The organism is Luteococcus peritonei, from assembly GCF_039526385.1.
In the GTDB taxonomy this organism is placed as follows: domain Bacteria; phylum Actinomycetota; class Actinomycetes; order Propionibacteriales; family Propionibacteriaceae; genus Luteococcus; species Luteococcus peritonei.
Genome location: NZ_BAAAIX010000028.1, coordinates 103,388 through 116,960 on the forward strand (window position 1 = coordinate 103,388; position 13,573 = coordinate 116,960).

Below are 13,573 nucleotides of genomic sequence, written 5' to 3' on the forward strand. Positions count from 1 at the left end.
CGGTGGCTCGCGTTAGGTTGGCTGCATGTCGAAGCTTCCGCAGATCACTGACCAAGAGCTCGCCGCGGTCGACGCCTGGTGGCGTGCCGACAACTACCTGACGGTGGCCCAGATCTACCTGATGGACAATGCCCTGCTCGACGAGCCGCTGAAGGCGGAGCACATCAAGCCCCGTCTGCTGGGCCACTGGGGCACCAGCCCCGGCCTGGGCTTCCTCTACGCCCACGTCTCGCGGCTGATCCGCCACACCGGCCAGGAGTCGCTCTTCATCACCGGCCCCGGTCACGGTGGTCCGGCGCTGGTGGCCGCCTCCTACCTGGAGGACACCTACACCGAGAAGTTCCCCAAGGTCACCCAGGACTCCGAGGGCGTGCGACGCCTCTGTCGCCAGTTCTCCGCGCCGGGCGGCATCCCCAGCCATGTCTCGGTGACCACGCCGGGCTCGATCCACGAGGGTGGCGAGCTGGGCTACGCCCTGGTGCACGCCTTCGGCTCCGTGATGGACAATCCCGACCTGCTGACCGTCGCCGTGGTGGGCGACGGCGAGGCCGAGACCGGCCCCCTGGAGGGATCCTGGAAGGGCGTCAGCTTCATCAACCCCGCCCGTGACGGCGCCGTGCTGCCGATCCTGCACCTCAACGAGAACAAGATCGCCGGCCCCACCGTGCTGGGCCGCAAGGACGAGGCCGAGGTGCGCAAGCTGCTCGAGGGCCACGGCTACGAGGTGATCACCGTCGAGATCGACACCGACACCCCGCACGAGCAGGCCCACCGCCTGTTCAGCGAGGCGCTGGCCACCGCCTACGAGAAGATCACCGGCATCCAGGAGGCAGCCCGTCGCGAGGACTGGGACGGGCGCCGCCCGGTCTGGCCGATGATCATCTTCCGCCACCCCAAGGGCTGGACCGGCCCGCACGAGGTGGACGGCGAGCAGGTGGAGGGCTCCTGGAAGGCGCACCAGGTGCCGCTGTCCGGCGTGAAGGACGACCCCGACCACCTGGCGCTGCTCGAGCAGTGGCTGAAGAGCTACCGTCCCGAGGAACTCTTCGACGACCAGGGCCGCTTCACCGACGCGGTGCGCGCCAACAATCCCGAGGGTGACCTGCGGATGAGCGCCAGCCCGCACGCCAACGGCGGACTGCTCACCAAGGACCTGGACCTGCCCGACTTCCGGGAGATGGGCGTCGAGATCACCGAGCGTGCCGTGGACCGCGCCGAGTCCACCCGCAAGCTGGGCGAGTTCATCGCGGAGATCTACCGTCGCAATCCGGACAACTTCCGGCTCTTCTCGCCCGACGAGACCAACTCGAACCGTCTGGGAGCCGTCTTCGAGGTCTCGGACCGCGCCTTCATGGAGCCGCCGCGGGAGACCGACCAGAAGCTCAGCCGCGACGGCCGCGTGATGGAGGTGCTCAGCGAGCACAACTGCCACGGCTGGCTGGAGGCCTACAACCTCACCGGCCGCCACGGCATGTTCGCCACCTACGAGTCCTTCGCGATGGTCAGCGCCTCGCAGACCATCCAGCACTCCAAGTGGTTGGACGAGGCCAACGACTTGGACTGGCGGGCCAAGATCCCCAGCCTGAACATCCTGCTCACCTCCACCTGCTGGCGCAATGACCACAACGGCTTCAGCCACCAGGGCCCGGGCCTGATCCAGAACGTGCTCACCCAGCGTGGCGAGGTGGCCCGCGTCTACCTGCCGCCGGACGCCAACTGCCTGCTCAGCGTCGCCGACCACGTCTTCCGCTCGCGCAGCTACGTGAACCTGGTGGTGATCGACAAGCAGCCGCAGCCGCAGTGGTTGACCATGGATGAGGCCGTCGAGCACTGCGCCAAGGGTGCTGGCATCTGGGACTGGGCCGGCAACGACGCCCATGCCGGCGAGCCGGACATCGTGCTGGCCTGCGCCGGTGACATCCCCACCATGGAGACGGTCGCGGCGGCCGAGATCCTGCGCAACAAGCTGCCGCAGCTCAAGACCCGCGTGGTCAACGTGGTGGACCTGATGACCCTGATCCGTCCCAAGGACCACCCGCACGGCATGGACGAGACCTTCTTCGCCGAGCTGTTCACCAACAGCAAGGACGTGGTCTTCGCCTTCCACGGCTACCCGGGGGCCATCCACCAGCTGGTGCACGGCCGGCCGGATGCCGACCGCTTCCGGGTGCGCGGCTTCATCGAGGAGGGCACCACCACCACGCCCTTCGACATGGTGGTCCGCAACCGGATCAGCCGCTACCACCTGGTGATGGATGCCATCAACAACGCCAAGGTGACCCCTCCCGGCGCCAGCGAGCTGAAGCAGTGGTGCCAGCAGATGCTCGACAAGCACGAGAGCCACATCGTCGAGCACCTGGAGGACATGCCCGAGGTTCGCGACTGGAAGTTCGGTTACGATCAGCAGATCAATGGTGAGGACGAGGCTTCCTGACCATCTGCGACGAGAGGAATCTCCATGGGTGACGGACACTTCGAGAACCTGGATGCCGCCGAGTGCACCCAGCTGTTGCGCTCCGCGACGGTGGGACGGGTGGCCTTCCAGGGACCCGACGGCCTGACCGTGCTGCCCCTGGCCTATTCCGTGGACGGCGACCGCGTCGTGCTGCGCACCGCCTCGGGCACCCAGCTCGCCAAGCTGGCCGAGGGCACCGAGGTGGCCTTCGAGGTGGACGAGTTCGACGCCGAGTGCTCCAACGGCTGGAGCGTGCTGGTGCGCGGCGCCCTCGCCAAGCTCACCCCCGGTGAGCTGGACGGCGAGGTGGCCCCGCCCACGCCCTTCGTCCCGGGCGTGCGCCGGGTGCTGCTGGGACTCTCGCTGGAGCGGCTGAGCGGTCGCGCGGTCTCCGGCGACCAGTAGCCGCACCCTCGCCCGCCATGTGGAAAGCCTGACCACACCGCGAAAGTTCCGCCCCGGACGCTGACATCGGCGCTCCGGGGCGGAACAATGTCCCCAAGGAGTTCGCCGGGTCCCGACGGCGCTCAGGCGTCGCGAACCCCGGCCCGAGGCAGGGGAGTGTGCAGCATGAGCAATCAGCCGGAATGGTTCGCCAGCGAGACCCGCCCGCGCATCCTGGTGGGTGTCGACGGTTCCGAGGACGGCCTGCGCGCGGTCCGCTACGGCGCCCGTCGAGCCCGACGGCTGGGCGGGGTGCTGCACTTGGTGCACGCGGTGGACGATGCGGTGCTGGCCGGAGCCTGGGGCGTGGTCTACGACCCCTCCGCCCTGCAGGAGGCCGGCGAGCAGGCCAACCAGACCGCCGTCGAGGCCGCCCACGAGGTGGGGCTGGGCGACGACCAGGTGCATCCCGAAGTGGTGCTGGGCAACGGAGCCGCCGTGCTCACCAGGCTCTCGGAGGGTGCCGACCTGCTGGTGGTGGGGCGACGCTCGGTGAGCGGCCTGGAGCGGATGTTCATCGGCTCCACCTCCATCGCGGTGGCCTCGGGTGCCCACTGCCCGGTGGTGGTCATCTCCAATGCCGCCAATCCCGGCCACACTGGTGACCGGCACCGCATTGCGGTGGGCGTCGACGCGCAGAGCCACTCGGTCACCACGCTGGAGTGGGCCTTCCGTCAGGCCGACAGCCGTGATGCCGCGCTGCAGGTGGTGCACGTCGCCAAGCCGGTGCAGACCACCGTCGCCGGCGACCAGCTGCACGAGGCCGCCCAGGCCGGCATCGAGCAGATCATCGCCCCGCTGCGCCAGCAGTACCCGGGTGTCGAGTGCGAGGTGCTGATCACCCGGGGCGTGCCGGTGGACGAGCTGGTCAACCTTTCCGAGACCGTCGACCTGCTGGTGCTGGGCGTCCCGAAGCCGCGGATGCTGGGCTTCGGCATGGGTGGCGTGATGCGCGCGGTGCTGGCCCACGGCCGCTGCCCCGTGGCGCTGGTCAAGTAGCCGGCTGGCCCGGCCGACGGGCCACGGAGGCCTCGGCTGTGGCTGTGGCGGTGGCCCGGGTCGAGATGCGCCACGTCATCCCTGGGGGCCACGTGAGGGTGGCGGCAGCAACCAGGCAGGCCAGTCCGGTGGCGACCCAGGTGCCGGGCGTCGTGTCCCAGGACGACTGCCCGGCGATGGCCGGCGCCCAGAAGGTCAGGTCCACCAGCAGGTTGGTCGACAGGATCGCGCCCGTGAACAGGAGGGGTCGGATCTGCCGCCTGCCGGTGCCGCCCACCAGGACGTAGGTGGCAGGGGCCACGACGATGCCCGCTGACACCAGGACGGGCGTCAGGATGCCGGACCAGCCGGCCAGGGCGGACAGTGTTGCCAGGGGCGCGACGGCCAGCAGGGCGGCGCAGGCCAGGCGGGCGCGTGAGTCCGCCGCGATCCCGAGCCAGAGCAGCGCCAGGGCCAGCAGGCCATATCCCGCCAGCAGTGCTGCGGTCTGCCAGGCGATCGGATGGATGGTGCCAAGGTAGGCGTCGCAGCTGTCGTCCTGTCGCGACCAGCAGGCGGCAGTGGCGTCACCCCAGCCCAAGCACGGCAGCCACCGGTCGATGGCCGATGACAGGACGCACAGCCCCGCCGCGAGCAGCGCCAGGGCTGCTCCGCGTCTTCCCCGGATCCCCATGGCACAAGCGTGCGCCGCCCGTGCTCCGGGGTCAATGGACACGGACCGTGGCCCATGGTGCCGGCGCGGTGGACACGGGCCGTGAAGGCGGCGAAACCGGTTTGCGCCCGCAACTAGGCTGGGACGGTCATGAGTGAGATGCCCGCGCCCGCCTCCGGCGCCGAAGCCAGCGAGAGCCCCGCCGTCGAGACCCCACCCGTCGCCACGGCCGCGCCGGAGCAGGGGAGCGAGACAGGCCAGCGCGCTCCCGGCGAGCCGCGGCTGGACTTCGACCCGGCGCTGCCGATCGCCGAGCACGCCGACGAGATCGCGGAGCTGATCGCCAACCACCAGGTGGTCGTGGTGGCCGGCGAGACCGGCTCGGGCAAGACCACCCAGCTGCCCAAGATCGCGCTGCGCCTGGGGCGCCGGCGGATCGCCCACACCCAGCCGCGTCGGATCGCCGCGCGCACCGTCGCCGAGCGGATCGCCGAGGAGATCGACACCCCGCTGGGCGAACTGGTGGGCTACCAGGTGCGCTTCACCCGCAAGGCCGGACGTGACACCCGCGTCAAGGTGATGACCGACGGCGTGCTGCTGGCCGAGATCACCCACGACCGCGACCTCAAGAAGTACGACACGATCATCATCGACGAGGCCCACGAGCGCAGCCTCAACATCGACTTCCTGCTGGGCTACCTCAAGCAGCTGCTGCCGCGACGCCCCGAGCTGAAGGTGATCGTCACCTCCGCCACCATCGACACCGCCCGCTTCGCGGAGCACTTCGCAGCCCCCGACGGCAGCCCGGCCCCGGTGATCGAGGTCTCCGGCCGCACCTATCCGGTGGAGATGCGCTACCGCCCGCTGGCCGCCGACGGCCAGGAGGGCGACTCCGCCGACATGATCGACGGCATCTGCAGCGCGGTCACCGAGCTGGCCAAGGAGGGCATGGGCGACGTCCTGGTCTTCCTGTCCGGTGAGCGCGAGATCCGCGACGCCGCCGAGGCCATCAACGGCCTCAAGCTGCGCGACACCGAGGTGCTGCCGCTCTTCGCCCGGTTGTCCGCCGCCGAGCAGCACCGCGTCTTCACCTCGCACACCGGACGACGCATCGTGCTGGCCACCAATGTGGCCGAGACCTCCATCACCGTGCCCGGCATCCGGTACGTGGTGGACCCCGGCACCGCCCGCATCTCGCGCTACTCGGCCCGCACCAAGGTGCAGCGGCTGCCCATCGAACCGGTCAGCCAGGCCAGCGCCAACCAGCGCGCCGGCCGCTGCGGCCGCGTGGCGCCCGGCATCGCCATCCGGCTCTACAGCGAGGAGGACTTCCTGGCGCGCCCGGAGTTCACCGAGCCGGAGATCCTGCGCACCAACCTGGCCAGCGTCATCCTGCAGATGGCCCAGGCCGGCCTGGGCGACATCGGCTCCTTCCCCTTCGTGGAGGCCCCCGACCGTTCCCAGATCACCGACGGCCTGCGGCTGCTCGACGAGCTGGGCGCCCTCAAGCCTGGCAACCACAACCATCCCCGCCTCACCAAGGTGGGTCACCGGCTGGCCCGGATCCCGCTGGACCCGCGCCTGGCCCGGATGCTCGTCGAGGCGGAGAAGCAGGGCTGCCTGCGCGAGGTCCAGGTGCTGGTGGCGGGCCTGGCCATCCCCGACGTGCGGGAACGGCCGGCGGAGAAGCGCGAGCAGGCCGACCAGCTGCACCGTCGCTTCTGGACCCCGCTGCAGGCCACTCCTGCGGCACCCGCGCAGACGGACGCCCAGCCGGCCCGCCACACCGCGCACACCAACAGCCGCGTCGAGAAGCCCGACACCGCCCCCGACAGTGGCGGGGACATCATGGCCCTGCTGCGGCTGTGGGACTACCTGCGCAGCCAGCGCAAGGCGCTCAGCGGCAATGCCTTCCGCCGGATGTGTCGCGACGAGTTCATCAACTTCCTGCGGGTGCGCGAGTGGGAGGACCTGCACACCCAGCTGCGCGAGATCAGCAAGGAGATCGGGCTGGAGCGCAATCGCGAGCCCGCGCCCGACGAGGCGGTGCTCACCGCGGTCCTGTCCGGCCTGCTGGGCCATGTCGGCCTGGCCGACCTGCGCGAGCAGTCCAAGCCGGTACCCGGCCAGAAGCGACGCCGCCCCGGGCCGCGTGAATACCTGGGCGCCCGCGGGGCCCGCTTCGCCATCAACCCCGGCTCCGCGCTGGCCAAGAACCCGCCGCCGCTGGTGATGGCCGTCGAGCTGGTGGAGACCAGCCGGCTGTGGGCCCGCACCGTGGCCGCGATCACCGCCGAGCAGGTGGAGGCGGTGGCCGGCGAGATCCTCAAGCGCAGCTACTCCGAGCCGCACTGGTCGAGCAATTCCGGCTCGGTGGTGGCCTACGAGAAGGTCAGCCTCTACGGCGTGCCGATCATCGCCGAGCGCCCGGTGAGCTATGCCCGTATCGACCCGGTGGTGGCGCGCGAGATCTTCATCCGCTCCGCCCTGGTGGAGGGGCAGTGGCGCACCCGCCACCACTTCTTCCACGCCAACCAGAAGGTGCGCGAGCAGGCCGAGGAGCTGGAGGAGCGCAGCCGGCGCCGCGACATCACCGTCGACGACCAGTCCATCTTCGCCTTCTATGCGGCGCGCATCCCGGCCGAGGTGGTCAGCCAGAACCATTTCGACGCCTGGTGGCGCCAGCAGCGCGACAAGCGGCTGCTGGACCTGGCCATCGACGACCTGCTGGCCCCCGAGGCCGAGCAGGTGGACGCCGACGACTTCCCCGACACCTGGACCGTGCCCTCCATCGCCGGGGGCAGCATCACGCTGGACGTCGACTACGTCTTCGACCCGGGCTCGGGCCATGACGGCGTCTCGGTCACCATCCCGCTGGCCCAGCTGAACCAGGTCTCCCCGGAGCCCTTCAGCTGGCAGGTGCCGGGCCTTCGCCACGAGCTGGCCACCGAGCTGATCCGATCCCTGCCCAAGGCGGTGCGCACCAGCTTCGTGCCCGCCCCCAACTGGGCCCGCAAGGCCCTGGACTGGCTGGACGAGCAGCAGGCGGTGGGCAACGGCGCCGACCACAGCCGTCGCTTCTGCGACGAGCTGGGCCGGGCCCTGCGCCAGCTCACCAGCGTCACCGTCGAGCCCGCGCAGTGGAATCCGGACCAGGTGCCCGAGCACCTCACGGTGGCCTTCCGGATCACCGAGAACGGTCGCGAGACCCGGCGCAGCAAGGACTTCGACGACCTGCGCCAGGACCTGGCCCGCAAGGTGAGTCAGACGCTCACCAAGGCCTCCGCCCGCCAGGCCGTCACCGGCCGCACCAGCTGGGACATGGGCAGCATCGACCAGACCCTGGTGGTGGAGCGCAACGGCGCCAGGGCGGTCGGCTACCCGGCGCTGTCCGACGAGGGCTCCAGCGTGGGCGTCGTGGTGCTGGACACCCCGGAACGGGCCCGCCAGTCCCACATCAAGGGCCTGCGACGCCTGCTGGTGCTCACCCTGCCCGATCCCACCAAGTGGGTGGTCTCGCACCTGCCCAATGCCGACAAGCTGGCGCTGGGCAACTCGCCCTATGCCAGCGTTCCCGCGCTGATGGCCGACGCCCGGCTGAAGACCGCCGAGCAGCAGGCCCAGGCCTGGGCTGCGCAGCAGGGCACGACGCTGGAGCAGGTGCGCGACGAGCAGGCCTGGCAGCAGCTCGCCCTGCACGTGCGCCAGGAGCAGGCCGACGCCATGCGGACCGTCGTCGCCACCGCGGCGGCCGCCCTGCGTCATGCCGCCGAGGCGCGACTGGCGATCGGCTCCTTCCCCGCCGGCGAGGTGCGCGAGGACGTCACCGCCCAGCTCGACAACCTGGTCTTCACCAACTTCATCTCCGCCACGGCGGACCCCTGGTATGGCCACCTGCCGCGCTATGTGAAGGCGATCACGGTGCGGCTGGCCGCGGCGGCCAGCAATCCGTCGCGTGACCGGCAGGGTGCCCTGCTGGTCGACGAGCTGGAGGCCGACTACGCCGAGCTGTGCAATCAGCAGCCGCCAGGCCCGCTCCCGGCCGCCGTCGAGGAGATCGGTTTCCTGATCGAGGAGCTGCGGGTGCAGCAGTTCGCGCAGCAGCTGCGCACCGCGGTCAGCGTCTCCCCGAAGCGGATCCGCAAGGCGATCGCCGACGCCGCCTGACCCCGGCTTGGGCCCGACCAGGGCCAGGGCAGAGGATGGGGGAGTGGACAAGTACCTGCCCGGACTCCTGCTCTGCTGCGGCGGCGCCGCGCTGGCCGTGCTGGCCAACCGCGCGCTGCCCGAGGTGAGCGCCCTGCTGGTGGCCATCCTGCTCGGCGCGCTGCTCGCCAACACGGTCGAGCCGCGGCCCTCCTGGGGGCCCGGCGTCGCCTTCGCCAGCAAGAAGCTGCTGCGCGCCGGCATCGTGCTGCTCGGCCTGCAACTGGTGCTCGGCGACATCGTCGCACTGGGGGCGGGCATGGTGCTGGTGGTGGTGGCCGTCGTGACGCTGGGCGTCGCCGGTGGCCTGCTGGTGGGCCGGATGCTGGGACTGAACCAGAAGCTGAGCCTGCTGATCGCCTCCGGCTTCTCCATCTGCGGGGCGGCCGCCGTCGCCGGGGTGGACTCGGTGATCGAGGCCGAGGAGCGCGACGTGGCCACCGCGATCGCGCTGGTGGTCCTCTTCGGCACCGGCATGATCCCGCTGGTGCCGTTGCTGGCCGACCTGCTCGGGATGGGCCAGTACACCGCCGGGCTGTGGGCCGGTGGCTCGATCCACGAGGTGGCCCAGGTGGTGGCTGCCGGGGCCGCCATTGGTCCCGAGGCGCTGAAGGTGGCCGTCGTGGTGAAGCTCGCCCGGGTGCTGATGCTGGCGCCGCTGACCATCGCCATCGGCTGGTGGTTGCGTCGTCGTCATGTCGCCGCCGAGCAGGACCAGGGCCACCGCCCGCCGCTGGTGCCGCTGTTCGTGCTGGGCTTCCTGGCCATGGTGGTGGTGGCCTCGCTGCACCTGCTGCCGCACGACGCGCTGGCCGGGGCCAAGCTGGTGCAGACCGCCCTGCTGGCCGCCGCGATGTTCGGCCTGGGCATGGGCGTGCGGATCACGGCGCTGGCGGGCGTCGGCCCGCGACCCTTCCTGCTGGGGGCGCTGACCACGCTCTGGGTGGCCTCCATCGCGTGGGTCGGCGTGGCCCTGACCCACTGAAAGGTGGCAAGCTGTCCTCGTGCCCCAGAACACCGCCGAACTCGTCGACCTGCTGGACCTCGAGGAGATCGAGGTGGGCCTCTACCGTGGCCCGCAGCCCCGGACCCAGCTGCAGCGCACCTTCGGCGGCCAGGTGCTGGCCCAGTCGCTGGTGGCCGCCTACCGCACGGTCCCGGAGCGCACCTGCCACTCGCTGAACGCCTACTTCCTGCGCCCGGGCAATGCCGACAAGCCGATCATCTACGACGTCGAGGTGCTGCGGGACGGCTCGGCCTTCAGCTCGCGGCGCGTGGTGGCCCGGCAGAACGGCAAGACGATCTTCGCCATGAACTGCTCCTTCCACGAGCTGGAGCCGGGCCTGGACCACTCCGACCCGATGCCGCCCGGAGTGCCCGCCCCAGAGGACTGCCCAACCCTGTTCGAGGTGATGGCCCAGCGCTTCGGTCACACCTCGCCGCTGTGGAAGGAATGGGACGCGCTCGAGGTGCGCTTCGCCGGCGACTCGGGCCGCTCGCACCAGATCGCCGCGGGCGCCCACGGCGCGCACATGCGGGTCTGGGTGCGCACCAGCGAGCGGCTGCCCGACGATCCGCGCCTGCACCAGGCGGTGCTGGCCTACCTGTCGGACATGACCCTGCTCAGCGTCTCCACCGTTCCCCACGAGGTGGCCTTCCTGTCCGAGCAGATGCAGGTGGCCAGCATCGACCACTCGATGTGGTTCCACCGCGCGGTGCGCTGCGACGAATGGATCTGCTACGACCAGGTCTCCCCGTCGGCCAGCCACGCCCTCGGCTTCTCCACCGGCCGCCTGCTGCAGGGTGACGCCCTGGTGGCCTCCTGCAGCCAGGAGGGCCTGATCCGCGTGGTGGAGCGGAACTGAGCGGGCACTCAACCTTTCCGGGCCCGTGTGCGTAGGGGCTGGGCATGGATCGGACGGCGAGCGACGCGGACTTCACGGTCTTCGTCGAGACGGAAGGCGAGTGGCTGGGGCGGCTCGCGGTGATGCTGGTGCGTGACCGCGGGGCGGCCGAGGACCTGGTCCAGGACACCCTGCTGAAGGTCTACGGGGCCTGGGACCGGGTGGACCGTGCCACGGCCTTCGCCTATGCGCGTCGCACCATGGTGAACCTCGCCACCGATCGCTGGCGGCGCCGGCGCTACGAGGTGGTGGCCGGTCACGAGGCCGATCGTGACGCCAGCCCCGCCTCGGCAGAGGGCTACGAGGCCGTGGATGCCCGCGACCAGATCGTGCGCCAGCTCGGCCGGCTCTCCGCGCGGGAGCGCGCCATGGTCGTCCTGCGCTACTACGCCGACCTTCCCGAGGCCGAGGTGGCCCGTGAGCTCGGCGTCAGCGTCGGTACCGTCAAGTCCACCTGCTCCCGGGCCCTGGCGCAGCTGCGCGGCCCGGAGGCCGCCACGACCGGGAGGTCAGCATGAGTCCCCTCGACGAGCAGGAGCTGCGTTCCCTGCTGCAGCGGGTCGAGCCGGTCGAGACCGATGAGCTCGCGCAGCGCGTGGTCGCCGCGGCCACGCGTCGCCGACGCCGCCGTCGGACGGCAGCCGGTGCCACGGCCGCCGTGATGCTGGTGGCCGGTGTGGTCACCGGACGCGCCATCCAGCAGCAGGTGCCCTCACCCGAGCCGGCCACCCTGGCCACGCCTTCACACGCCACGCCCAGCCCCTTGGGCCCGGTCTCGACGGCCCAGCTTCCGACGGCCGCGGAGCTGGCTCCGCTGGCCACACCGCGGCTGCCCCTGGGAACTGCGGTCGACCATCCCTCGGGCCAGTGGGGCGCCGATCAGGTCTCGCTGTGCCGGGCACGCCCCGAGCTGGACACCAGCTCGCTGCAGGTGCGCGAGTACCCGGGTGCGGAGCTGCTGGTGGCCGCGGTGGGTTTCGACAACCCCGCCCAGGCCACTGCCGCCCGGGACCAGATCGTGCGGTGGTACTCGATGTGTGCCGGCACCAGCCCCACCCCACGCCCGGGAGCCTGGCTGGGGGAGCGCCTGCCCACCCCGGCAGGACTGCCGCAGCCCGCCGGCGCAACCGTCGTCGAGGCCAGCCAGGGGCCGCTGCCGAACGGCACCGTCCGCCACGAGCTCGGCGTGGTGGTGCAGAGCGGCAACCGGCTCACCTGGCTGGTGCAGCGCGTCGAGGGCCAGGAGGGATTCCTGTGCGCCCTGCGGGCCGATGACGAGGTGACCGGCCAGTGCGGGCAGTTCGCGGTCGTCCCCGACCTCGCCCGGCGCCTCGCCAGGTGAGAGCGGATCCCTGCCCAGCAAGAAAAATCTGCTGGATCTGCTCAACCTTCCCGACAGTTGCTGCGTAGGGGATGGGTGCAGGTGGCCGGAAGGACCGGCCACTTCTGCACCGAGGAGGAAGTCATGAACCAGCAGCTCTCGACGTCCCGTGGGCCCCGCCCCACCCGTTCGCTGCGCCTGGCCGCACTCGCCATCGGGGCCGCCGCGGTGGCAGGGGCAACTCTGGTGCCGCTGGACCAGGCCCGTGCCGAGCAGCAGGGGCTGAAGGTCGAAACCCTCCAGACCGCCAGCGTGCGGGCGGCGAGTCGTCCCGTGGCGCTCCCGGCACCGACGCGCGCCAACCTGGCGCTGCCCGCGGACCTGCGCCAGATCCCGCGGGTCGGCTCGTCGGTGGGCAGGGCGGTGGATCGCCCGGCCGGCACGTGGGGCAGCCGATGGACCGTCTGCCAGCAGGGCCTGACGCTGGGGGAGCGCAGCCTCCTGGTGCGCGACTACCCTGGCATCCGGACCACCCATGCGGTGCTCGGCTTCAGCTCGGTGGCCCGGGCGGACCGGGCGCGTACCGAGGTGCTGCGCTGGTTCTCCGACTGCGCCACGCACAATCCGCGCACCATCACCACCGGCTCCCAGGCGCAGACCCTGATGGTGCTGCCGCCACGGAGCCTGGCCGGCGGCGTGGAGCCCATCAATGCGGTGGGCCTGCAGGCGGAGCAGTGGGACCGGCGCACCGGTCGGGGCAGCTTCGAGGACGTCACGGTGGCCATCACCGGCAACCGGCTCTCGATCCTGGTGGTCCGCACCGGGGGTGAGGACCACGTCTGTGCGGTCCAACCCGACGATGAGTACGCGGGCCAGTGTGGGGCCCATGCGGCGGCCGGGGCCATCGTGAACCGCCAGCTGCTGCGCTGACCGGGATCGGCTGCGTGAGCCGTTTCCGGAGCGCCGACCGCCCGCGGGCCTCAGTCCCGCGGGCGGTCCAGCTCGATCCCGGCGGCGCGGGCCTGCTGCGGGGAGTCCACGTCGGTGAGCAGCTCGCCCGGCAATGAGACGGGCACCTTGGGGATGGCACGCAGCAGCCGCCGGGCGGCGATGTCCCGGCCGGGGTTCTCGGCCACGGTCCGTCGCAGCGCCGCAACCGGATAGCGGGCGGCCAGGAACTGCGGCCAGCCCTCCTCGTCCACCGGCACCCAGGCCAGCTCGTCGGGAAGCTCCATCGCCTGCAGCGCGGCCATCAGCTCGTCGACGCGCGGCAGGTCGCAGGCCAGCACCCAGACCTGGTCGTCGTCGGCGGGGGAGAGGGCCTCCAGCCCGGCGACGATCCCGGCCACCGGGCCACCGTCGGGCGGATCCTCCAGGGTCACCAGGACCCGCTCGTCGGCAGCCACCCAGCCGCCCGCCTGCGCGGCGGGCGCCAGCACCGCCACCCGGCTGCACCCCTGGTCCAGGCAGGCGTCCACGGTGCGCTGCAGCAGGCTGCGGCCCGCCAGCTCCAGACCCTGCTTGGGCTGGCCCATCCGCACCGAGCCACCGCCTGCCAGCACGATTCCCATCACGTCCATGTGGCGATATTA

At 71.4% G+C, this 13,573-nt stretch carries 11 protein-coding genes; 9 read left to right on the forward strand and 2 right to left on the reverse strand.

The window, feature by feature from the left end; translation table 11 throughout:
• Positions 1–25: 25 nt before the first annotated feature.
• From ABD073_RS12200 to ABD073_RS12210, 3 genes are all read left to right on the forward strand, one after another.
• Positions 26–2,434 (forward strand): phosphoketolase family protein, encoded by a 2,409-nt coding sequence (locus ABD073_RS12200; RefSeq protein WP_343874989.1) that lies wholly within the window; start codon positions 26–28, stop codon positions 2,432–2,434.
• 24 nt (positions 2,435–2,458) lie between these two features.
• Positions 2,459–2,860 (forward strand): pyridoxamine 5'-phosphate oxidase family protein, encoded by a 402-nt coding sequence (locus ABD073_RS12205; protein WP_343874991.1) that lies wholly within the window; start codon positions 2,459–2,461, stop codon positions 2,858–2,860.
• Positions 2,861–3,025: 165 nt separating this feature from the next.
• Positions 3,026–3,898 (forward strand): universal stress protein, encoded by an 873-nt coding sequence (locus ABD073_RS12210; RefSeq protein ID WP_343874993.1) that lies wholly within the window; start codon positions 3,026–3,028, stop codon positions 3,896–3,898.
• On the opposite strand, the gene ABD073_RS12215 is transcribed toward ABD073_RS12210, so the two are convergent.
• Positions 3,891–4,571 carry a hypothetical protein gene (locus tag ABD073_RS12215; protein WP_343874995.1) on the reverse strand — a complete coding sequence of 227 codons (681 nt, stop codon included), beginning with the start codon at positions 4,569–4,571 and terminating at the stop codon, positions 3,891–3,893. The two genes, ABD073_RS12210 and ABD073_RS12215, sit on opposite strands and share 8 nt — an antisense overlap.
• Positions 4,572–4,700: 129 nt before the next feature.
• On the opposite strand from ABD073_RS12215, the gene hrpA reads away from it, so the two are divergent.
• From hrpA to ABD073_RS12245, 6 genes are all read left to right on the forward strand, one after another.
• A complete protein-coding gene (gene hrpA, locus ABD073_RS12220; protein WP_343874998.1) occupies positions 4,701–8,717 on the forward strand; it encodes an ATP-dependent RNA helicase HrpA in 4,017 nt (1,338 codons plus the stop codon).
• Between the two features lie 43 nt (positions 8,718–8,760).
• On the forward strand, positions 8,761–9,741 hold the full coding sequence (locus ABD073_RS12225; protein ID WP_343875000.1) for a YeiH family protein: 981 nt from the start codon (positions 8,761–8,763) through the stop codon (positions 9,739–9,741).
• Between the two features lie 19 nt (positions 9,742–9,760).
• Positions 9,761–10,621, forward strand: coding sequence for an acyl-CoA thioesterase (locus tag ABD073_RS12230; protein ID WP_343875002.1), 861 nt, complete (start codon positions 9,761–9,763; stop codon positions 10,619–10,621).
• A 44-nt stretch (positions 10,622–10,665) separates the two neighbouring features.
• The gene (locus ABD073_RS12235) at positions 10,666–11,178 is read left to right on the forward strand and encodes a SigE family RNA polymerase sigma factor (protein WP_343875004.1); all 513 of its coding nucleotides are present in this window, start codon (positions 10,666–10,668) and stop codon (positions 11,176–11,178) included.
• A complete protein-coding gene (locus tag ABD073_RS12240; protein WP_343875005.1) occupies positions 11,175–12,002 on the forward strand; it encodes a hypothetical protein in 828 nt (275 codons plus the stop codon). Before ABD073_RS12235 ends, ABD073_RS12240 begins: the two co-directional genes overlap by 4 nt.
• Before the next feature lie 123 nt (positions 12,003–12,125).
• Positions 12,126–12,911 carry a hypothetical protein gene (locus tag ABD073_RS12245; RefSeq protein WP_343875006.1) on the forward strand — a complete coding sequence of 262 codons (786 nt, stop codon included), beginning with the start codon at positions 12,126–12,128 and terminating at the stop codon, positions 12,909–12,911.
• Between the two features lie 50 nt (positions 12,912–12,961).
• Here ABD073_RS12245 and mobA read toward each other — a convergent pair whose 3' ends face one another.
• The gene (gene mobA, locus ABD073_RS12250; protein WP_343875007.1) at positions 12,962–13,561 is read right to left on the reverse strand and encodes a molybdenum cofactor guanylyltransferase; all 600 of its coding nucleotides are present in this window, start codon (positions 13,559–13,561) and stop codon (positions 12,962–12,964) included.
• Between the last annotated feature and the right edge of the window lie 12 nt (positions 13,562–13,573).

Excerpts from the sequence above, each read along its gene's own strand:
- ABD073_RS12200 (WP_343874989.1), top strand. The coding sequence starts at position 26 with ATGTCGAAGCTTCCGCAGATCACTGACCAAGAGCTCGCCGCGGTCGAC.
- ABD073_RS12205 (WP_343874991.1), top strand. The coding sequence starts at position 2,459 with ATGGGTGACGGACACTTCGAGAACCTGGATGCCGCCGAGTGCACCCAG.
- ABD073_RS12210 (WP_343874993.1), top strand. The coding sequence starts at position 3,026 with ATGAGCAATCAGCCGGAATGGTTCGCCAGCGAGACCCGCCCGCGCATC.
- ABD073_RS12215 (WP_343874995.1), bottom strand. The coding sequence starts at position 4,571 with ATGGGGATCCGGGGAAGACGCGGAGCAGCCCTGGCGCTGCTCGCGGCG.
- hrpA (WP_343874998.1), top strand. The coding sequence starts at position 4,701 with ATGAGTGAGATGCCCGCGCCCGCCTCCGGCGCCGAAGCCAGCGAGAGC.
- ABD073_RS12235 (WP_343875004.1), top strand. The coding sequence starts at position 10,666 with ATGGATCGGACGGCGAGCGACGCGGACTTCACGGTCTTCGTCGAGACG.
- ABD073_RS12240 (WP_343875005.1), top strand. The coding sequence starts at position 11,175 with ATGAGTCCCCTCGACGAGCAGGAGCTGCGTTCCCTGCTGCAGCGGGTC.
- ABD073_RS12245 (WP_343875006.1), top strand. The coding sequence starts at position 12,126 with ATGAACCAGCAGCTCTCGACGTCCCGTGGGCCCCGCCCCACCCGTTCG.
- mobA (WP_343875007.1), bottom strand. The coding sequence starts at position 13,561 with ATGGACGTGATGGGAATCGTGCTGGCAGGCGGTGGCTCGGTGCGGATG.